The organism is Methylocystis sp. (genome assembly GCF_046349115.1).
Lineage (GTDB): Bacteria > Pseudomonadota > Alphaproteobacteria > Rhizobiales > Beijerinckiaceae > Methylocystis.
In genome coordinates, this window is the sequence record NZ_JAXMCX010000001.1 from 1,100,272 (window position 1) to 1,120,097 (window position 19,826).

The 19,826-nt window shown below is 63.2% G+C and carries 21 protein-coding genes and 1 pseudogene; 6 read left to right on the forward strand and 16 right to left on the reverse strand.

Features of this window, described 5'->3' with window-relative positions; translation table 11 throughout:
• Positions 1 to 25 precede the first annotated feature (25 nt).
• The 3 genes from U1E20_RS05235 to U1E20_RS05245 all read right to left on the reverse strand — a co-directional run bounded on the left by U1E20_RS05235 (position 26) and on the right by U1E20_RS05245 (position 2,508).
• Positions 26 to 1,306 (reverse strand): 3-deoxy-D-manno-octulosonic acid transferase, encoded by a 1,281-nt coding sequence (locus tag U1E20_RS05235; RefSeq protein WP_409979520.1) that lies wholly within the window; start codon positions 1,304 to 1,306, stop codon positions 26 to 28.
• 126 nt (positions 1,307 to 1,432) lie between these two features.
• Entirely contained in the window at positions 1,433 to 1,690 is a 258-nt protein-coding gene (locus U1E20_RS05240; RefSeq protein ID WP_409979521.1) for a DUF4170 domain-containing protein, read from the reverse strand.
• Positions 1,687 to 2,508, reverse strand: coding sequence for a 3'(2'),5'-bisphosphate nucleotidase CysQ (locus tag U1E20_RS05245; RefSeq protein WP_409979522.1), 822 nt, complete (start codon positions 2,506 to 2,508; stop codon positions 1,687 to 1,689). Before U1E20_RS05245 ends, U1E20_RS05240 begins: the two co-directional genes overlap by 4 nt.
• 218 nt (positions 2,509 to 2,726) lie before the next feature.
• Between U1E20_RS05245 and U1E20_RS05250 the strand changes: the two genes are divergently transcribed.
• Positions 2,727 to 3,257 (forward strand): DUF6101 family protein, encoded by a 531-nt coding sequence (locus U1E20_RS05250; RefSeq protein ID WP_409979523.1) that lies wholly within the window; start codon positions 2,727 to 2,729, stop codon positions 3,255 to 3,257.
• A gap of 17 nt (positions 3,258 to 3,274) precedes the next feature.
• Here the strand turns inward: U1E20_RS05250 and U1E20_RS05255 are convergent, their stop codons facing one another.
• The 5 genes from U1E20_RS05255 to U1E20_RS05275 all read right to left on the reverse strand — a co-directional run bounded on the left by U1E20_RS05255 (position 3,275) and on the right by U1E20_RS05275 (position 7,252).
• Complete coding sequence (locus U1E20_RS05255) at positions 3,275 to 4,390, reverse strand: CobW family GTP-binding protein (protein ID WP_409979524.1); 1,116 nt, start codon at positions 4,388 to 4,390, stop codon at positions 3,275 to 3,277.
• 152 nt (positions 4,391 to 4,542) lie between these two features.
• Positions 4,543 to 5,418, reverse strand: a complete 876-nt coding sequence (locus U1E20_RS05260) for a metal ABC transporter substrate-binding protein (protein ID WP_409979525.1) — start codon at positions 5,416 to 5,418, stop codon at positions 4,543 to 4,545.
• Positions 5,419 to 5,422: 4 nt separating this feature from the next.
• Complete coding sequence (locus U1E20_RS05265; protein ID WP_409979644.1) at positions 5,423 to 6,292, reverse strand: metal ABC transporter permease; 870 nt, start codon at positions 6,290 to 6,292, stop codon at positions 5,423 to 5,425.
• Entirely contained in the window at positions 6,282 to 7,070 is a 789-nt protein-coding gene (locus U1E20_RS05270) for a metal ABC transporter ATP-binding protein (RefSeq protein WP_409979526.1), read from the reverse strand. The genes U1E20_RS05265 and U1E20_RS05270 overlap by 11 nt, the downstream gene beginning before the upstream one ends.
• Positions 7,067 to 7,252 (reverse strand): hypothetical protein, encoded by a 186-nt coding sequence (locus U1E20_RS05275; protein ID WP_409979527.1) that lies wholly within the window; start codon positions 7,250 to 7,252, stop codon positions 7,067 to 7,069. Before U1E20_RS05275 ends, U1E20_RS05270 begins: the two co-directional genes overlap by 4 nt.
• 250 nt (positions 7,253 to 7,502) lie before the next feature.
• Between U1E20_RS05275 and rpsU the strand changes: the two are divergent.
• Positions 7,503 to 7,727: pseudogene (gene rpsU, locus U1E20_RS05280) on the forward strand (30S ribosomal protein S21); the annotation flags it as partial.
• A gap of 113 nt (positions 7,728 to 7,840) precedes the next feature.
• Positions 7,841 to 8,716 carry a tetratricopeptide repeat protein gene (locus U1E20_RS05285; protein ID WP_409979528.1) on the forward strand — a complete coding sequence of 292 codons (876 nt, stop codon included), beginning with the start codon at positions 7,841 to 7,843 and terminating at the stop codon, positions 8,714 to 8,716.
• A 102-nt stretch (positions 8,717 to 8,818) separates the two neighbouring features.
• Here the strand turns inward: U1E20_RS05285 and U1E20_RS05290 are convergent, their stop codons facing one another.
• Positions 8,819 to 9,508 carry a TerC family protein gene (locus U1E20_RS05290; protein WP_409979529.1) on the reverse strand — a complete coding sequence of 230 codons (690 nt, stop codon included), beginning with the start codon at positions 9,506 to 9,508 and terminating at the stop codon, positions 8,819 to 8,821.
• Between the two features lie 308 nt (positions 9,509 to 9,816).
• Here U1E20_RS05290 and U1E20_RS05295 point away from each other — a divergent pair, with 308 nt between their 5' ends.
• Positions 9,817 to 10,986: a PQQ-dependent sugar dehydrogenase gene (locus U1E20_RS05295; protein WP_409979530.1), complete on the forward strand. Its 1,170-nt coding sequence runs from the start codon at positions 9,817 to 9,819 to the stop codon at positions 10,984 to 10,986.
• Here U1E20_RS05295 and U1E20_RS05300 read toward each other — a convergent pair.
• Both U1E20_RS05300 and dapF read right to left on the reverse strand, forming a co-directional pair.
• The gene (locus U1E20_RS05300; protein WP_409979531.1) at positions 10,967 to 12,145 is read right to left on the reverse strand and encodes a MiaB/RimO family radical SAM methylthiotransferase; all 1,179 of its coding nucleotides are present in this window, start codon (positions 12,143 to 12,145) and stop codon (positions 10,967 to 10,969) included. The genes U1E20_RS05295 and U1E20_RS05300 overlap by 20 nt on opposite strands.
• A complete protein-coding gene (gene dapF, locus U1E20_RS05305) occupies positions 12,142 to 13,005 on the reverse strand; it encodes a diaminopimelate epimerase (RefSeq protein ID WP_409979532.1) in 864 nt (287 codons plus the stop codon). The genes U1E20_RS05300 and dapF overlap by 4 nt, the downstream gene beginning before the upstream one ends.
• A 134-nt stretch (positions 13,006 to 13,139) precedes the next feature.
• Here dapF and U1E20_RS05310 point away from each other — a divergent pair, with 134 nt between their 5' ends.
• On the forward strand, positions 13,140 to 13,943 hold the full coding sequence (locus U1E20_RS05310; protein WP_409979533.1) for a GyrI-like domain-containing protein: 804 nt from the start codon (positions 13,140 to 13,142) through the stop codon (positions 13,941 to 13,943).
• 172 nt (positions 13,944 to 14,115) lie between these two features.
• Here the strand turns inward: U1E20_RS05310 and U1E20_RS05315 are convergent, their stop codons facing one another.
• Genes U1E20_RS05315 through U1E20_RS05325 form a run of 3 tightly spaced genes read right to left on the reverse strand, consistent with a single transcriptional unit; the run spans position 14,116 to position 17,915 of the window.
• Positions 14,116 to 15,042: a hypothetical protein gene (locus tag U1E20_RS05315; protein WP_409979534.1), complete on the reverse strand. Its 927-nt coding sequence runs from the start codon at positions 15,040 to 15,042 to the stop codon at positions 14,116 to 14,118.
• Complete coding sequence (locus U1E20_RS05320; protein WP_409979535.1) at positions 15,017 to 17,572, reverse strand: HWE histidine kinase domain-containing protein; 2,556 nt, start codon at positions 17,570 to 17,572, stop codon at positions 15,017 to 15,019. Before U1E20_RS05320 ends, U1E20_RS05315 begins: the two co-directional genes overlap by 26 nt.
• Positions 17,556 to 17,915, reverse strand: a complete 360-nt coding sequence (locus U1E20_RS05325; protein ID WP_409979536.1) for a hypothetical protein — start codon at positions 17,913 to 17,915, stop codon at positions 17,556 to 17,558. The genes U1E20_RS05320 and U1E20_RS05325 overlap by 17 nt, the downstream gene beginning before the upstream one ends.
• A 324-nt stretch (positions 17,916 to 18,239) precedes the next feature.
• On the opposite strand from U1E20_RS05325, the gene U1E20_RS05330 reads away from it, so the two are divergent.
• Positions 18,240 to 18,950 (forward strand): Crp/Fnr family transcriptional regulator, encoded by a 711-nt coding sequence (locus tag U1E20_RS05330; RefSeq protein WP_409979537.1) that lies wholly within the window; start codon positions 18,240 to 18,242, stop codon positions 18,948 to 18,950.
• Positions 18,951 to 18,999: 49 nt separating this feature from the next.
• On the opposite strand, the gene U1E20_RS05335 is transcribed toward U1E20_RS05330, so the two are convergent.
• Both U1E20_RS05335 and U1E20_RS05340 read right to left on the reverse strand, forming a co-directional pair.
• Complete coding sequence (locus tag U1E20_RS05335) at positions 19,000 to 19,218, reverse strand: helix-turn-helix domain-containing protein (protein WP_409979538.1); 219 nt, start codon at positions 19,216 to 19,218, stop codon at positions 19,000 to 19,002.
• The gene (locus tag U1E20_RS05340) at positions 19,218 to 19,787 is read right to left on the reverse strand and encodes a DUF2975 domain-containing protein (protein ID WP_409979539.1); all 570 of its coding nucleotides are present in this window, start codon (positions 19,785 to 19,787) and stop codon (positions 19,218 to 19,220) included. Before U1E20_RS05340 ends, U1E20_RS05335 begins: the two co-directional genes overlap by 1 nt.
• Positions 19,788 to 19,826: the final 39 nt, after the last annotated feature.

The window sequence follows — 19,826 nt, forward strand, 5'->3', positions numbered from 1 at the left end:
TAGCGAGCGCGAACGCGCGCGTCGCTCATCGCTGGGCGACCGCCAGTTGCGCGAGATAGGGTTCGACCGCGTTCATGATCCCGCGCGAGGCGCCGCCCAGTCTCTCCACGGTCTCCGCCGCGGCGCGCCCCATCTTGCGCATGCGCGCCGGCTCGGAGAGGAGGTAATGTGCGGCCCGCGCTAGCGACGGGGCGTCCGAGGCGCGCGCCGCCGCCTTTGCAGCTGCGAACTCGCCGTAGACTTCCGAGAAGTTTTCGACGAAGGGGCCGTGGAGAATCGCGCAGCCGAGCTTCGCCGGCTCGATTGGATTTTGTCCGCCGCCGCCGGGCAGCAGCGACTTGCCCATCAGCACGACTCCAACGCTTCGGAAAACGAGGCCGAGTTCGCCGACGCTGTCGACGACATAGACATCGATGTCGCGCCGCGGTTCGGATTCTTGCGAACGAAGCGCGGCGTTCAGCCCTCTGGCGCGGGCGGCTTCGACGATCTCGGCGGCGCGCTCGCGGTGGCGCGGCGCGATGATCGTCAGCAGCGAGGGCGTCTTGGCGGCCATTTCGACATGCGCGTCGAGGACGATCTCCTCTTCGCCGGCATGAGTCGACACCGCCGCCCAGACCGGCCGCGCCCCGATCGCGCCGTTGAATTCGGCAAGTTTCGCGGAATCCGCCGGCGGCGGCGGCACGTCGAATTTGAGATTGCCGGCGATGCGCACGCAACGCGCGCCAAGCGCCAGGAATCTTGCGGCGTTATCCGAATCCTGCGCGAGACAGAGATCGAGGGCGCCGAACACTGATTTCGCCGCGCCGGGAATGGCGCGCCAGCGCTCGGCGGATTTGCGCGAGATGCGGGCGTTGGCGAGAACCAGCGGCGCGCCGCGCGCGCGCACCGCGGCGACGATATTGGGCCACAGCTCCGACTCGGCGAAGACAGCGATGTCCGGGCGCCAATGATCGAGAAATCGCTCGACGAATTTGGGCGTGTCGAGCGGCGCATATTGATGGAAGGCGCCCGCCGGCAGGCGCGCGCTGAGAACCTGCGCGGAAGAGACGGTGCCGCTGGTGACGAGCACTTCCAGTCCGCGCTGAATGAAACGTTCGATCAAAGGCAGCAACGACAGTGTTTCGCCCACACTTGCGCCGTGCAGCCAGACGAGTCGTCCGCCAGGGCGGGGACGGTGTGACTCGCCCATCCGTTCGGCCAGTCGCTCCGGATCTTCCTTGCCATGTTTGGCGCGCCAGTCGAGCAAAGCGCCGGCGAAGGGAGTCGCCGCGATCGTCGCCAGCCGGTACAATTTCAGAAGCGACATGTTTCCTGTCTATTCGGAATCGTTCCAGGTTTGTGCGGGCTCAATGACCGCGCCTTCTCCGCGCCTCGCGGCCATCTCTGGAAGCATGAATCTATTGCCCGGCAAAACGGCGAATTTTGGAAATGATTATAGCTCCTCCACGTCAGGATCGAGCAGCCGATAAAGATGCACCACGAAATAACGCATATGCGCGTTGTCGACCGTCGAATGGGCTTTCGCCTTCCATGCCGCGAGCGCGCTGTCGTTATCCGGAAAAATGCCGACGATGTCGAGCTTGCTCGGGTCACGGAACGCGACGCCGTCAAGCGTCTCCAACTCGCCGCCAAATACAAGATGCAACAGCTGTTTTTCTTTCTTCGCGGTTGCTTTCGTCGCCTTGTTCATAATTTTCCTTCCAGCGCCTCCCGCGCCAGCGCGAGGCTTTCGTCGAACAGCGATTCCGGCGCCGCGATCAGCATGTCGCGGGCGAGCGAGGCGCGATTATAGGTGAGCGCGACGCCTTCGGGCTCGCTTAGCATGGCGCCGGCCTCTGCGAGGATTACGTCTGCGGCGGCGATGTCCCAGTCGCGCGCATTGGGCGCGGCGACGACAATATCATGCCGGCCCGAGGCGATGTCGGCAAGCCGCAGCGCCAGCGAGGGGGTGCGCGGCGCCATGACGAATCCCTGCGGCGACGCCGCCAGCTGGTCCCGTATCGCGCGCGGCGCGACGAGCGCCGCTCCTGAGATTTCGGCGCGCTGGGGCGCGCGGATCGGCGCGGCGTTGAGGAAGGCGCCGAGCCCGCGCGCGCCGATATAGGTTTCCCCCAGAGCCGGCGCGTGGATGACCCCGGCCACCGGCCGGCCGCCGACGACGAGCGCGATGGAGACCGACCAGCGCGCATCGCCCCGCGAGAAGGCGTGCGTTCCGTCGATCGGGTCGACGATAATCAAGGCGTCGCGCTCAAGTCGCGCGCCGGTGTCGGCGGTTTCTTCGGAGAGCCATGCCGCCTCCGGCGCGAGCCGCGCCATCTCATCGAAAAGGAACCGATCGACGGCAAAATCCGCCTCGGTGACCGGCGAGCCGCCGCCTTTATACGAGACGGCGGCGGTCGTCCGCGCGCCCGGCCGAAAATAGGCCATGGCGATGTCGCCGGCGCGGCGCGTGACGTTTTCGAGCTGGGGAAGAAAAGCGGCGAGTTCCGCCTGGCTGAAGCCCATCATCGGGAGGAGTAGGCGAGGCGTCCGCCGTCCGCAAGCGGGCCCGTTGCGCAGAATAGGAGCAATTTGATCGAATCCATTTCCATCGACTTCACCCTCATCGCCTAAATCAGGCGTCAAAGCAATGATTTACGACATGTTCACCAGGCTTTTTAGCGCCTTTCCGGCAGAGCTGCGGCAATATCGGCGCCGAGATGAATTCAAGCCTTAAGGAGCGACCCATGATTGAGGCCGAAACCGCCCGCAGGATCGAAGACAGCGTCTATGTTCAGCGCGACCGGCGCGCCGATGGCGGCGCCCGCCGCATCCGGATGACCCGGGAGGATGTGCTGATCGCCCGCCGACTGAGCGGCGTCGCGATGGTCATCTCGGTGCCGGTCGCCGCCTATCGCGGCGTCGCGCTCGACGTGCAGCCGGCCGGCGACGGATCGCCGCGCTATGTCCTGTCGCTGGCGCACAGCGACCCTGACCTCGACATTCTTCTCGGCGAGACCGAGGATTGCGGCTCCGTCGCCGCCGACTGGCGCTATTGGGCGTCCTGGCTCGGGCTGCCTCGCCTTGCCGAAAAGGATGGCGAACTGCGGGCGCTCGACGGGGCCGCCGAAGACGCCGTCGCCGCTTGCGCGCGCCGCCGCGGCGACGCCAATGTCCGCAACCGCCGTCCCCGATTTCTCGTTCGCCGCAAGGCTGGCGATCCCGGACGGGCCAAGATGGTCCATGCCGAAGAGCGCGAGATCATTTCCTATGAATAAGCCTTCCTGCGTTCGGCCTAGATCGCGCCGAGCACTTCCTTTTCGAAACCCTCGCGGATTTCGTGTTCCTTGAGCTTCCTGCCGATGAAGACGAGGCGCGATTCGCGCTTCTCGCCTTCTTTCCATTCGCGCTGCAAATCGCCGTCGAGAATCTGATGGACGCCCTGGAAGACGAAGCGCCGCGGTTCGTTGGTGAAGGCGATGATGCCCTTGCTGCGTAAAATGTCCGGTCCTTCACGCTGAATGAGGTCATTGAGCCAGGGGACGAAGCGTTCGGGATCGACCGCGCCTTCGTGACGGATCGAGATCGAATGCATTTCGTCATCATGAAAATGCTTCATCCCGCCGTGATGTGCGGGATCCGGCTCATGACCGTCATGAAGATGCGCGTCATGATGGTCATGATGATGATGATCATGGCCGCAGTCTGGACCGCAGTCATGATCATGGTCGTGATGGTCGTGGGCGTGATCGTGGGCTTCTCCCTCGGCGTCGAGGAAGGCCGGCTCGATTTCAAGAATGCGATCGAGGTCGAAGGCGTTGCGCTCCAGGACGGCCTGCAGCGGAACGTCCGACTTCACCGTGCGATGCAGCGCGGCGTAAGGGTTGATCGCGCGAATGCGGCCTTCGACTTCGGCGAGTTCGTCGTCTGAAACGAGATCGGTCTTGTTGAGGACGATCACGTCGGCGAAGGCGATCTGACTTTTCGCTTCAGGCGCGTCCTTTAAGCGCTCGCCGAGCCATTTGGCGTCGGCGACGGTCACCACCGCATCGAGGCGCGCCGCTTCTTTAACATCGGCGTCCATGAAGAAGGTTTGGGCGACCGGGGCCGGATTGGCGAGTCCTGTCGTCTCGACGACGATCGCGTCGAACTTGCCGCGACGGCGCATCAGCCCTTCGAAAATGCGGATGAGGTCGCCGCGAACGGTGCAGCAGATACAGCCGTTGTTCATCTCGAAGACTTCTTCGTCGGCGCCAACGACGAGGTCATTGTCGATGCCGATTTCGCCGAACTCATTGACGATGACGGCGTAGCGCCGCCCATGCTGTTCGGTAAGAATGCGATTAAGGAGCGTCGTCTTGCCGGCGCCGAGATAACCGGTGATGACGGTGACGGGGATTTTGTCGGTCAATGCGGCTTGCTCCAGTTTGGATCGCCCCCTCCCTGTCCCTCCCCCGCAAGCGGGAGAGGGAACCCTAACGATCGGCCATTCGCGAATCTCTCTGTGAAGCGCCGGGCCTGCTCCCTCTCCCACGAAGTGGGGGAGGGGTGGGGAGGGGGCGGCTACGGCGCCAGGGCTTTGGCGAGTTGTTTCACATTATGGCGCATCATGTCGATATAGGTTGCGCCGTCGCCTTTTGCGTCGGACAAGGCGTCCGAATAGAGCACGCCGCCGATACGGGCGCCGGTCTCGCTCGCGATCCTTTTGGCGAGGCGCGGATCGGCGATATTCTCGATGAAGACCGCCGCAACCTTATGCGTCCTGACCGCGTCGATGATTTTGGCGACATCGCGAGCGCTGACCTCGGCTTCGGTCGAGACGCCCTGCGGCGCGATGAATTCGACGCCATAGCGCGCAGAAAAATAGCCGAAGGCGTCATGGGTCGAGACTACGCGGCGACGCTCTTTCGGCAGGGCGTCGATCGCCCGACGGATTTCGGCGTCGAGCGCGTCGAGCCTGGCGAGATAGGCGTCGGCGTTCGCCTTATAGGCTGGCGCGCCTTCGGGATCGGCGGCGGTCAGCGCGTCGCGAATGGCCTCGACGTAGATTTTCGCATTCGCCACATCCTGCCAGGCATGCGGATCGAGCCCTTCCTCGCCTTTGCGCGCGGCGACGCCTTTTCCCAAGGTAATGACGTCGCCTTTGCCTCTAGCGGCGGCAATCAGGCGTTCGAGCCAGCCCTCGAAACCGAGACCGTTGACGAAAATCAGTCGCGCCTGGGCGATGCGCCTTCCATCGGCGGGACTGGGTTCATAGACATGAGCATCGCCGTCCGGACCGACGATCGTCGTGACTAGGATCCGGTCTCCGCCAACCTCGCGGACGAGATCGCCGATGATCGAAAAACTGGCGACGACCGGAATTTTCTTCGTCTCCGCCTGTGCCGCGACAGTGAGCGCGGAAAGGGCAAGCGCGAGCGCGCTGCGGCGTGTGAGCATCGCTTTATCCTTCGAGATGCCGGCGCGGCCGTTTCAATCGCAACAGTCCGCCGGCGCGGCCGAAAATCATCGAGACGAAATAGACGACGCCCGCGGCGAGAATGATCGCCGGCCCGGTCGGCGCGCTGGTCTCATTGGAGAAGACGAGGCCAAAGTAACAGCAGAGCGCGCCGATCGCCGCGGCGAGCGGCAAAGCGATGGCGAGATCGCGCGTCCATAGGCGCGCCGCGGCGGCCGGCAGCATCATCACGCCGACCGCCATCAGCGTGCCGAGCGCCTGAAAACCGGCGACGAGATTGAGCACCACCAGCGCAAGGAAAAGGAAGGGCGTGAATTCGCCGAAGGCGCTCGTCTGGCGCAGAAACAGCGGGTCGAGCGTGTCGATCACCAGAGCCCGATAGAATAGAGCGATCAGGATAAGCGTCACGGTCGAGACGCCGACCAGCATCAGCAGCGCCGCGTCGTCGAGCCCGACGACCGAGCCGAAGAGCACATGCAGCAGATCGACGTTCGAGCCGCGCAGCGACACCAGCGTGACGCCGAGCGCCAGCGAGACGAGATAAAAGGCCGCGAGCGACGCGTCCTCGCGCAGGGTGGTGAAGCGCGACGCCGCGCCAGCCGCGAGCGCCACGACGAGGCCGGCGACGAGGCCGCCGACAGTCATCGCCGGCAGGGAGAGGCCGGCGACGAGATAGCCGACGGCGGCGCCCGGCAGGATGGCGTGGGAGAGCGCGTCGCCGGCAAGCGACATGCGCCGCAGGATCAGGAACACGCCGAGCGGCGCGCCCGACAAAGCGAGCGCCAGCGAGCCGACGAGCGCCCGCCGCATGAATTCATAATCGGTAAAGGGCGTGACGAAGACGTCAGTGAACATGGAGCTGATCTTCGGCGCCGTGATCGTTGTCGCGCAGACATTCGCCCGCGCGCTCATTGAAGGCTTCCGACATGGCGCGGGCGCGGATGAGATTTTCCTGGCAAAGCGCGTCGCGCGTCGCGCCCCAATAGATGCATTCGCGCGCGAGCAGCAGGGTTCGCGGAAACGCCCTGCGGACGATGTCCAATTCATGCAAGACGGCGACGACGGTGCGTCCCTCAGCGCGCCACCGCGCGATCAGGGCCAAAAGATCGTCGATCGTCGCTTCGTCGATCGCGCCGAACGGCTCGTCGAGAAGCACGATCGGCTGATCCTGCACAATGAGTCGAGCGAACAGCGCCCGCTGCATCTGGCCGCCGGACAGAGTCTCCAAGGTGCGCGTTTCGAAACCGACGAGACCGACCGTTTCGATCGCCGCCGCGACCCGCGCGCGCTCGGCGCCGTTCAGCGCCGACATCAGGCCGATTCGCGCCAAAGCGCCCATCGCCACGAAATCCCGCACATTGATCGGGAAGCCGCGGTCGATCTCGACGACCTGCGGCAGATAGGCGGCGGCGCGGCGCGACGCGCCGACGAAATTGATCGCGCCGCCTAGCGGCGCGAGCAGCCCGGCGAGGCCCCTGAGCAGGGTGGATTTGCCGGCGCCGTTCGGGCCGCAGACGGCGAGGCCTTCGCCGGGCGCGATCACGCCGTCGAGGTGATGCACCGCCGGGCGGCGATCATAGCCGAGAGTGAGATTGACCAGCCGGATCGCCGGCGCATGCGCGCCCGAGCTCAATGCAGCGCCCAATAGGCGCCGACCCACAGCGCAGCGATCAGAAGCGCCGCGACGCCAAGGCGCGCGCCGGCGGAGGCGCCGAGCGCCGACAGCCGCGTCGCTTCAGCGCCGGCGCCCACAATCTGGGCATCGACCTTCGCATGCTGGGGCAGGGCGCGTTGATGGGTCGTCATGTCGGACATGGCCAATGTTATAATGTAACGCCAGTATTGAACAAGTCGGCGACTGAGCTTTCTATGCTTCCCAAGGGGAGGCGCGTCGCGCCATGAGCCTATAGGTTGGAGCGTATTCGCGCCAATTGGCCGTGGACAGGCAAGGGCGACTCTGTTATCTGCTGCCGCACGGGTCAGGCGCTCCGTCAGCGCCCGGCGAGCTATTCCCTATTCAGCCGCTCGACGATTCCGTCGCGGCGCGCAAACACAGGATGGATACGTGCAAGTTCTCGTTCGCGACAACAACGTCGATCAGGCGCTCAAAGCACTGAAAAAGAAGATGCAACGCGAAGGCATCTTCCGCGAAATGAAACTGCGCGGCCATTATGAAAAGCCATCCGAGAAGCGTGCGCGTGAGAAGGCCGAGGCGGTCCGCCGCGCCCGCAAGCTCGCCCGCAAGAAACTCCAGCGCGAAGGCCTGCTGCCGGTAAAGGCGAAGGCGGTCGGCCGCTGAGCCGGCCCGTCGTCGAATTCTCGACAGATTGCGGGCGTTTTTTTAAGAATTGCCCGACGAAAAGAGAGCGAGACGACAGTTGCGGCTTGGGAGGTTTGGAAGGCATGGTCTTTAGCCGTGCGGCGGCTGCGCCCCGCCAAGCTACGCCCCTATCCCATAAGGCCCTGACGCGCGGCGTGGCGGCGCTCGCAATGGTCGCTCTAGCAGGCTGTGAAACCGCGAGCGGCATTCGGCCGCCGGGACGCGGCATCGCCGAAATCGCCGACACCGATCCCAAATCCGCCTCGGCGAATATTGATTCGCTCAGCGAAGTGATTCGCCGCAATCCGTCGAGCGCCGAAGCCTATAATACGCGCGGCGTCGCTTATGCGCGCGTCGGGCGATTTCAGGAGGCGGTCAGCGACTTCACCCAGGCGATCAAGCTCGAGCCCAATAATTCGCCGGCTTACACCAATCGCGCGTTGGCGCTTCGGCAGATGGGGCAGAGCGACGCCGCCCGCGCCGATTTCGACCGCGCCATCGAGGCCAATCCCAAACATGCGCCGGCCTATGTCGGCCGCGCCAATCTGCTGCGCGCGCAAGGCAATCTCGATCAGGCGCTCGCCGATCTCGATCAGGCGATCCGGCTCAACCCCGAAAGCGCGCAGGCGTTTCACGCGCGTGGCCTCATTCACCAGAAGCGCGGCGACGACGCCCGCGCCGTGACCGATTTCGACAATGCGATCGATCGCGACCCCTTCGCCGCCGCGCCCTATCTGGCGCGCGGCGAAAGCTTCGTGGCGCTCGGCAAATATGACAAGGCGGTCGAGGACTTCAACGCCGCGCTCAATGTCGACAGCAAAAGCGCGCTCGCCTGGGCCTGGCTCGGCGTCGCCTATGACAAGAGCGGCAATCGGCCGAAGGCGCAAGAATCATATCAGCGCGCGCTCACCCTCGATCCGCAGCAGCCGATCGCCAAACAGGGCATGGGACGCGGTTAGTCAGCGCGCCAATTTTGGCTCGCTCGCACCCATGCGAGCCTGGAGGCTCGCGGTCCAGGATGCGCGCCCTTGGAACGCGAGCCTCCTGGCTCGCTATAGCGCTTAAGCGCGCTGATCCTCGCGCCACTGCCGATAGACCGCGATCGACAAAGCGACGGCCAACACGAAGGCGCAGCCGCCGATCGACAGCCAAAGTTCGAGCGCGCCATGGTTCGTGGCATGAACAAATCCTGGGAGCGCCGGGTCCGCCGCCGCCATGTCGCCGGCGACCCAGCCGAGCAGGCCGGCTCCGGCCCAGACAAGCACGGGAAACCGCTCAAGCACTTTCAAGAGGGCGCCGGCGCCGAACATCACGATCGGCACGGAGAGCAACAGGCCAAAGACGATGAGACTGGTCGAGCCGCGCGCCGCCGCCGCGATGGCGATCACATTGTCGAGCGACATCACCGCGTCGGCCATGATGATCGCGCCGACCGCGCTCCAGAGATTGGGCTTGGCCTTTACGTCGGAATGTTCGCCTTCATCGATTAGCAGTTTGACCGCGACGATCAGCAGCAAGACCGCGCCGACGAGTTTGAGATAGGGAATCGCCATCAGCTCGACGATGACGAGCGTGAAGGCGATGCGCAGCGCGATTCCGCCGAGCGCGCCGAGAAAGACGCCCCAACGCCGTTGGCGGACCGGCAACTGCCGGCAGGCGAGCGCGATCAGGATCGCGTTGTCGCCCGAGAGCAGCAGATTGATCCAGATGATCTCGAAGACTTCCCAACCGATGGCGAATTCGTGGGACATGCGTCCTTACCTGCCGGGCGACGCCCGTTCATTCTGAAGGAGACGGGATTTTCATCTGGAGCGATCGCCCGCCGCGCCTCTGCATTAGCGGCATTTCACGCAAGAAGAAAGGCGCGCCTCAGCGGCTTTGGCGGCGCCAATATGGTCTCCAGGAACATTGGTCGTTTCTTGACGGTTATTTCGCCTATGTGACAGCCAGCTTCGGTGACGTTGACGTGACGGGATGACGCGAAAGCGGCGTCGCTTATCTCGCGTCCTATATCTATCTTGCAGACTTGCGTTGCAAGTTTTCATGAGGGCTCGAGTCCATGCGCATCGCGTTAGCCGCATTCTTCTTATGCAGCGTCCTGAGCAGCGGCGTCGCCGCCGGCGAAACTGTTTCGCAAAATGCGCGCAGCGCTGAACTTGAGTCGATCCTCAAGCGCATCAAACTTTCTCCCGGATTCTCGATATCGCTCTATGCGATCGCGCCCGGCGCCCGCACGCTCGCCGTCGGACGCGAAGGCAAAGCCATCTTCGTGGGCACGGAGGAGAAGAATGTTTATGTGATGACGCCAGGCGAGAACAGAGCGGCCAAAGTTGAACGTTTCGCGCCGTCGCTGCCCTTCGTCATGCCGCATGGCGTGTGCCTCTCAACGGATGGCGTGCTGTTTCTCGTCGAGCGCAATCGGGTCACGCGTTTCGACGACGCTGAAAACACATGGCGCGATGCCGCCGCGATGGGCAAGGTCATCGTCAAGTCAGGCGATCTCATTCCAAGGAATGAAGAGAGCCGTGGCCATGCATCGCGCGTCTGCCGGATCGGTCCCGACAACAAGCTCTATATTTCGCTCGGCCAGCCGTACAATGTCTCGCCTCTGGACAAAATCCCGCTCTACGAGAAAACCGGGATCGGGGGCATTATCCGGATGAACCTTGACGGATCGCACCGCGAAATCTTCGCGACGGGGATTCGCAATTCTGTCGGTATGACCTTCGATAGGGACGGGTCGCTCTGGTTCACCGACAATCAGGTCGACTCGATGGGCGACAACCAGCCGCCCGAAGAAATCAATCGCGCCGACCGGCCAGGATTGAATTTCGGCTTTCCCTGGTATGGCGGCGGACATGTGCGCACCAATGAATATGCGCGCGTCGAACCGCCAAAGGACGTCGTCTTCCCCGTCGTCGAAACCGCGCCGCACGCCGCCGGCCTCGGCATCACATTTTATCGCGGCGAAATGTTTCCCAAGGAATATCGCGGCGCGTTGTTTTACGCGCAGCATGGTTCCTGGGACCGCTCCGTGCCGATCGGCGCGCGTGTAATGGTCACGCTGCCGGGAACGACGACGAGCGCCCCCTTCGCGGAAGGCTGGAACATTGGTTCGGGATCCTATCTTGGTCGTCCGGTCGACGTCGCGGAACTCGCTGACGGCTCGCTTCTCGTGACGGATGATCAGAACGGCGCGATCTACCGCATCACCTACCAAAAGCCGTGAGGCGCGTTTCAAGCGCGCGCCCGTCGTGTCCCGTGCAGAGCGCGTCGATTATCAGGCCCGCTTCAACGTCCGGCGTGCGCGCAAGCGTGAAATCGGCGGCGCGCGCCATGCCGCCGCGCTCAGTCAGCAGCCGCAATCTGTGCCCCCTTTGCCCGTCAAGATGGGCGCGCAGCGCCGTGTTCGCCTTTTCGCGCAGCCGCGCGGCGCGCTCTTTAGTGATTTGTGATGCGACCTGCGGCATGCGCGCCGCCGGCGTGCCCGGACGCGCGGAAAACGGAAAGACGTGAAGATGGGTGAGTCCGCAGTCGTCGACGAAATCGAGCGTCGTGGCGAACATGTCTTCCGTCTCGGTCGGAAAGCCGACGATGAAATCGGCGCCAAAGACGATGTCGGGCCGCGCCTTGCGCAGCGCGCGGCAGAAGTCGATGGCGTCCTGACGTGAATGGCGACGCTTCATGCGCTTTAAGATCAGATCATCGCCTGATTGCAGCGACAGATGAAGATGCGGGCAAAGTCGCGAGTCTTCCGAAAAAGCGGCGATGAGATCGTCGTCGACTTCGATACAGTCGACGGATGAAAGGCGCAGCCGTTCAAGCTCTGGAACTGCGCGCAGCAACAGGCGAACGAGCCGTCCAAGCGTCCAGCCGTCGTCAAGATCGACGCCATAGCTCGTCAGATCGACGCCAGTTAACACGATTTCCTTCTTGCCGCTCGCAACCAGCGCGCGCGCTTGCGCCACGGCCTCGCTCGGCGGCGCCGAGCGCGCCGCGCCGCGTCCGAACGGAATGATGCAGAAGGTGCAGCGATGATCGCAGCCGTTCTGGACGGCGAGAAGCCCGCGGGTGCCTTCGACGCTGGCGCGCGCGCGGTTCGGCGCATGTTCGGCGAGAACCTGCGTCACGCCGTCAATCTTGGCGAAGCCTTGCGGATCGAGCCGCGCCGCGCAGCCGGCGACGACAATCTCGGCCTGCGGCCGTTCGCGATGCAGGCGGCGGATCGCTTGCCGCGCTTGGCGCGTGGCTTCGCTCGTGACGGCGCAGGTGTTGACGATGACGGCGTCGCGGGCGCTCGCATGCGTCTTGGCGAGCTCCTGCGACTCGACCGCGTTGAGCCGGCAGCCGAAACTCACCACCTCGGCGTTGCGCAGCGGCGCGTTCATGCGGCGAGGTCCCGAAAGATTTGGGGATCGAGCGTCGTTTCGAATTCGAATTCGACCGGCCCGGTCATCAGCACGTGATCATCAGCCCGCCAGTCGATCGTAAGTTCGCCGCCCGGCAGCCGCAGGCGCGCGGCGCGATCGCCAAGACCGGCGCGCGCCGCGGCGACGAGCGTCGCGCAGGCCGCCGAGCCGCAGGCCCTGGTCGCGCCGGTCCCGCGCTCCCAGACGCGCAGCAGAATGTCGCCCTGCGCAAACATCTGCGCGAAGGAGACGTTGACGCGCTCGGGAAAGAGCGGATGATACTCGATGCGCGGGCCAAGCGTTTCGAGATCGATCTTCGCCGCGTCGTCGACAAAGAACACCGCGTGGGGATTGCCCATGCTCACCGCTGAGAAATGCGCCGGGGCGCCGGCGACAGGCGGATCGAGCGCCACCTTGCGCGTGTCCTCGACGGCGTGCGCGAGCGGTATCTGGCGCCAATCGAGTCGTGGCCGGCCCATGTCGACCGTAAACGCCGTGTCGGCCCGTCGCTGAGTCTCGATGACGCCGGCGTCGGTCTCTAGATGCAGCGCGTCCTTGCCCTCGCGCGCCAAGACATAGGCGACGCAGCGGGTTCCATTGCCGCAGGCGGCGGAAAGCGAGCCGTCGACATTATAGATGCGCATGAAGGCGTCATCGCCCGGCCGGCGCGGCCGATAGAGCGCCATCAGTTGATCGAAGCGCAGGCCGGGCGCATTGGCGATGGCGCGGGCTTCCTGGGGCGCGAGCTCGTGGTCGCTCCCGCGCAAATCGAGCACCAGAATCTCGTTTCCCGCGCCGTTCATGCGCTGAATCGGAAGATGGTCGAGCGGATGCGCCATGCGGCAGATTTCGCCTGTTCTTCGGGGGACGCGCTCGTATATAGAGAAGGCCGCGCCGAAGCGCCACTGCGTCCGCCGGACGCCTGCCGCAGCGAGCGCCAAATTGCCATGATGGCCGAATAGGGCGCTCGACCATGGAAGACGAACCGGGCTTACTGGACAGCCTGCGACGCCATTGGCGGGCGCTGGCGATCTTTACGCTGCTTGTCGCGGGCGCCGCGATCTATTCCGAGCGCGCGCTGTTTCCAGGCCGCGGCGTGGAAGAAACCGAGAAATCCGTCCCGCCGGCGGTCGCGCCGCCGCCCTCTGCCGCACCGGACGAAAAGCCCGGCGAGAAGGCGCCCGCGGCGCCCAGCGAGGCCAAGCCGGGGGAGGCGCAGCCAGGGCAGACCAAGCCCGGCGAGGCGAAACCGGGCGAGGAGAAGCCGGCCGAGGCCGGCCCGCCGGGGAGCGCCGCCGACGATGCGGCCCAGGCGATGATGAGCCAGACCGTGACTGTGGACGCCCGGCCCGCCGCCGTCATCAAGGGGCAGGGCAAGTGGGACGACGCGGCCAAGACGCTTTCCGAAGCGCTCGCCAAGCTCAATGACGCGGTCGGCAAGGCGGGTTTGGCGGTCAATGGGCATCCCTTCGCCGTCTTCACCAAGACCGACGACTCCGGCTTTTCCTTTGAAGCGATGGCGCCGCTCTCGGCGGCGCCGGAAGGCGCGCCGAAACTTCCCGAGGGCGTCAGCATCGGCGCTTCGCCCGCCGGCAAGGCGCTCAAATTTCAGCATCGCGGCGCCTATGACGAGATCGAGGCGACCTATGAGGCGATCGCCGCCTATCTCGACGAGAAGGGCCTCGACACCAAGGACCTCATCATCGAGGAATATCTCACCGACTTTAAGGGCGACGACGCAACCGTCGACGTGGATATTTACGTGTTCTTGAAATGATACGTATTGTGTTTGATCTGCTCGGATGTCGTTCCCGACGCGCGCAACGCGCGCGATCGGGAATCCAGAGCAAAACCAGCGTTCTTGGAATGGCGCTGGATTCCCGGTCAGGCCTTCGGCCGTCCGGGAATGACAAGGCCCAAGCGAACGGCCTTCGCGAGGTCTTCGAGGATTAACCGGCGCCGGAGGGTTGAGAGAGAGCTGAAACGAAGCGGCGCCAAAGGGAAGGCGCGCTTTCTCCAAACGCCGACTCGAGAGACAGATCGAATGCTTCTCCCGCCTCGAGCGCGCGAAGCAGATGCAGGAACGCCGCCTCGTCGCGCCTTCGCAGCCAGGAGATAAACATGCCCGCTTGCCGATAGGCGAGGCGCTGGCGCTGGGTGAGCGCGCTCTTCGTTGGATCGCGCGGCGGTTCGCGCTCAAAACCAAGCGCGGCGAAGTCGATCCAGCGCCGCCCGTCGAGCACGATTCGATAGCCGTCGCGGATCGCCTGCGCCGCTTCGTCGTCGCTGACGCCTTCGGCGCCGCCGCCGTTCGACGCCATCACCGCGAGACCTTCGGTGAACCATTGCGGCGGGCGCGGCGCGCCAAACGGCCGCCAGCCGGAAAGATGCACATGCGACAGCTCATGCGTCACGACGCCTTCGAGCCGGTCACTCTCCTTGTCGCAGAGCGTCGGCGACAGAAGCGCGGCGCCGGCGCGCGTCACGGCGGCCACGCCCGGATCGCCCAAGCCATTGGCGCGCGCGTAATGTTCGTAGGAAGCATAGACGCCGATGACGGGTTTTTGCGCGAAAGGCCGGCCATGCGCGGCCTCGACGCGCTCGATCGCTTGGGGCGCCAGAGCCGCCACGGCCTCGGCGCAGGCCAGCGCGCGCGGCTCGTAATGGACGTTCGCCACGCCGTCGAGCGCCGGAAGAGTCGCCGGATCGTTGAGGAGCGCCGCGACCGCATGGCGGAGCGTCGGCCTGACCGCGAAAGCAATCGCGACGCCGAGAATGAGCGCCGCGCTCCATATTCCGGCGATTTTTATCGTGCGCGAAGCGCGTGTCGCGCGCGTTGTCGCCGGCGCGCTACGGCGTCGCGGATGGCGTCCCACGCCTCTGCAACATCTCGATCGCACGAGCAAGTCCTGCAGCCATTGTCTCGCCCGTATATGGTTTACGAACGACGGGCACGCTACGCAAGCGATGCGGAATCATCACTGAATCGCCGTAGCCCGTCGCGAAAATGAAAGGTATGCCGAGGCGCGCCAATTCATCCGCCACGCTTACGGATGTCGTCGAGCCGAGATTGACGTCGACAATCGCGCAATCGGGCCGAGACCTGTGCAATATTTCGAGCGCGCCGTTCTCGGTTGCGACCGTCGAGATATTTCTGGCGCCCAGCTCGCGAAGCATATCTTCGGCTTCGAGCGCGATGACAAGCTGGTCTTCGACGAGAAGAAAATTCCAGCCATCGAAGCTATGGCTTGCGGCTTGCGGCGCCGCTTCGCTTGCTGGGGAGACGTCCCTCGCTCTCCGCAGTTGCGCAATGAACTGTAGCGGCAGGGAGAAGAACGCTTCGACGCCAGCCGAGGCGTAGGTAACCTCGCTTTTGCCCTGCAGATCGAAGGGAATGCTCCGAGCCAACAGCACTGATCCGAATCCGCTTCTGGTGGGCGGCGTAACATGCGGGCCGCCGCGCTCCCGCCATTCGATTTCGAGATCGCCGTCGTCGGACTGGCGCCAGGAAATGGAGAGCGTTCCGTTCGAATCCGAAAGCGCGCCATATTTCGCGGCATTGGTGGCAAGCTCGTGGATGGCGAGGGCCATGACGGAATATGCGCGCGCCTCGAGCCCAATGTCTGGGCCGTCCAATTGGATTTGATCTGCGGGGTAAGGCGATAGTTCGGCGAGCAGCAGCTGTCGCAAACTGCCGCCGCCGTCCGAACGCACGACCTGATCATGCGCATTCGCCAGAGCCAAAATCCGCCCCTGCAGGCCAACGACGAATTCTTCCAGGCTATGTCCGGCGGAAGGCTGGTTCACGAGCGACTTTATCAGCGCCAGAATATTCTTCACCCGATGATTGAGTTCGTCGTTGAGAATGCGCATGCGGACTTCCGCCTTCTTGCGCTCCGCATCGAGAATTTCGTTCTGCTTCAGGATAAGTTCCCGAATGCCGAACAGCACGGCTTCGGCCGCGGCGTATTCATCTTCCGTCCAGGGCTCGGATTGGCGTTCGATCGTCTGCTTCCAGATCGCGAAGCTTTTGCGCGGCGTCAGACGGTCGCCATGCGGACCGGCGGCATAAGTCTTGTTCGGGTCGCCGGCCCAATTCAACGTTTGCACCTTTTCTCGACGGAAGAAAAACAAGTAGTCGCGCTTTGTCAGCGAAAGCGGAATGGCGAGCATTCCCGCTGCGTCGGCGGCATAGGCCGACGCCGACGCGACATGATCGGAGATGTTGTTCGTCCGCCAAACGCCGCCGCCGCCATTTTGCGCGCTCACGTCAGCGAGGAGACCGGCCGCTTTCATGGGGGGCGCAAATCCGTCCGACGTCCAGACGCCGTTCATCCACAGCCCTACGCCATCGGAGGGGATGACATTTCCAAAATCCGCCAGCGACTCGCGCAAAAAACCTTCGGCAGTATGATGAAAGGAAAATGATTTCAGGACGCGATCCAAGGCGGCGCGCGCATTGAGTGACGATGTCGCACGCATCCTTTGATAGATCGACGTGATATGCAACGAAAGGAAATCGCCGAAGAGTTCCGCGGCGGTCCGCTGCGACATCGTCAGGGTTTTCGGCGCGTAATGGTGACAGGCGATTAAGCCCCATAGGCGGCCGTCGACAATGATCGACACGGACATCGAGGCGCCAACGCCCATATTGCGAAGATATTCGAGGTGAATTGGCGAAACGCTGCGCAGATGCGCGAATGACAGGTCGAGCGGCGCGCCGGCGGCGTCGAATTCCGGTATGATCGGGTTGCTGGGGCCGTTGGCGTCCGAAATGACCCGTATGGTGTTTTTCAGATAAAGTTCGCGGGCCTGATTGGGAATATCGCTTGCGGGAAAGTGCTGGCCAAGAAAGGACTCAAGAACATGGTTCTTGGCTTCGCCAACGACTTCGCCGCTCCCATCCTCCGCGAATTCATAAATCATGACCCGATCGTAACCGAACATCGCTCTTAGATAATTCGGAAGAGGCCTGTTTAGCGCGGCGAGGCTGGTCAGCTTTGCCGTTTTGGCGATGAGGGCGCGCGTGATCTCCAGCGGGTCGTTCGCCGTCGAGCCGGGCTCGCCCCTTTCGAATTCGAAGATCGAATAACCGGCGTGGCTGTGACAGGCGACATCATATGTGGCCGCGCCGATCGTCAGTCCACGCAACAAAGCCGGTCGGCTCGGATCGCTTGTTATCGCCAAAGCGTTGAAAAGATCATGCGCGATTTTGGGCGTTAGCGCGTCGCCGAGCATGATGCCGACATCAATCGACCGCAGGTCGGGCTCTTCACGGATATTGGCCGAATAGCGTTGGACGCGGCCTGCGCCGTCACAGGCCAAAAGGAGTCCGTGTTGCTGGATGCTCCCGGGGAACTGTATCTGCTCATCGTCGCAGTTCGTCAGGTCAACGGGTTGCGGCATGATCGATGCTTTCATAGACGAAGAGAGCGAAGGCGAAAGTCTCGTTCGCCGCCTGCCTCAGGCGATCGTCGCAAAGGTCTGTTTCGGATTCCAAAAGCTGCTGAAATCGGCTCCAACGGCCTGAATCGGCCGTCTGCAAAGCCAAATGCCGCGCGCCGAAATCTTCGCGAAGACCCATTGATTGCGCCCGAAAAGACAGAATCTTCGCGCCCAACGCGGCGCCTTCCATAACATAGGCTGCGCCAAAAAAATTCTCGCGTCCCACGCCGAGGGCGAAGACGAAATTCTGATGGCGCCAGTCGATCCCAAGGTCGTGACAATCGGCGTGAAGCGCTGATTTCAAGCTCAGTTTTTCGAATGCGCCAAATCTATCTGGCAGCGCTTCTTCCACGGCGCATCGAAACCCGGTCATGGTCGCGAGATAACGGCGATACTCCGCTTTGTTCGCAAGCGCGCCGATTCGCGCATCGAGCAACCGATGCTGGAGTCTCGTCGCCTCGCGCAACATAGCGTGTCGCGTCCCGATGCCGGACAGTGTCGCCCCTCCACAATTTTCATCCTTAGCGAAACATTTTCGCGTCTTGGCGGTTTGTAGTCTGTTCACAAGTGAACACAGCGAGCGGATTTCCGCATGATTATTCCAGCTTAGACAGACGACGGACCAGATATGACTCGTCCAGACAATAATCTTTTGCATGCTTTGCGCGACGCCGACTTCGCGCTGATCGAACGATATTTGATGAGCGAGAAAAGGGAGACCGGCGACCTTCTCTACAATCCAGGCGATAATGTTTCAAAAGTATACTTTCCGATGGGACCCAGCCTCGTATCCTATCTGGTGTCGAACCAAGACGGTCGGGACGTGGAAACGGTCCTGGTCGGGCGCGAAGGCGCCGTTGGCGGCATTGTGAGTTCGGGCTTTCTACCAGCGTTCTGCCGGATCACAGTCAAGCACGACGGGCCATTCATGTGCGCGTCCATCAGCAGCATTCAAGCGGCGAAAGAACAGTCGCTCTCATTTCGCCGGTTGTTCGCGCGATACGCGGATTGCTTGATGGCGCAAATGTTTCAGGCGACCGCATGCAACGCCATCCACACGATCGAGCAGCGCTCGGCAAAATGGTTGATGGCCGCGCTCGATCGAACCGGAAGCGACACGCTGCCTCTCACCCAGGAACAGCTCGCTTCGCTACTCGGCGTGGGGCGAAGCTATACGAGCCGCGTGATCCAGAATTTCAAGTCGGAAGGCATTTTGCAGACCGCGCGCGGTCAGGTGATCGTGAAGAGCAAGGATAGGCTTGCGGCGCGCGCCTGCGATTGCAACGAGAACGTCAAAAGACACTTTGACGTTGTGCTGAAGGGCGTCTACCCAGATTAAGGTTAGCCCCGACCCAAGGGAAAGCGCGTAGAAAGCCTATCGCGCCTTGTTACGCGGATTTGTCTTCCGGGCGATATTCGAGAAGATCGCCCGGCTGACATTGCAGAATTTCGCAGATTTTTTCGAGCGTGTCGAAGCGCACGCCCTTCACCTTGCCGGATTTCAACAGGCTGACATTCTGCTCGGCGATGCCGATCTGGGCGGCGAGATCGCGCGAGCGCATCTTGCGCTTCGCCAGCATCACGTCGAGGTTGACGATAATCGGCATCAGACGATCTGCGCGTGTTCGTCGGCGATGTCGGCCGCCGTCTTCTGGATATGGGCAAGGGCGAGGAGCGTCGCGAGCAGCATCAGCGTCGAGAGATCCTCGGGCCGGAAATAGATGGACACAAAATGCCCGCCCGCCGGCTTATGCGCCGTCAGGATCAGCGACATGATCGGCCGCGCGGCGATGTCGACGAGCGCCGCGATGAGGCCCATCAACGCAAGCGAGCGTAGCCATCCCGCCGCATCGGGCGTGAAGATGCGCCCGTCGAGATAGCCGGAGAACAGTCTCCAGCCGGCGTAGCAGGCGAGAACGACCAACGCCCAGGTCGTGGAGCTGAGGCCGAAGGCGGCGAGCCGTTGAGCGGCTGAGATTCCGTCGACATCGACCTTCAGCGACGCAAAACGCGAGACGACCTGGGCCTCGTCGCTCCAGAATGTCGCGATCGATACGAATATCCAAAGGCAATAAGCGACGAGCGCGAAACGAAGCGTCTGGCAGAGCCAGCCGATGCGGCGGCGGAGCGAGTCGAGGCGGCTGTCTTCAAAGGAAAGGGCAGTGAAGTCGGTCATGGCGGTCTCCTATGCCGCTTACGTTGACACAAGAAATAT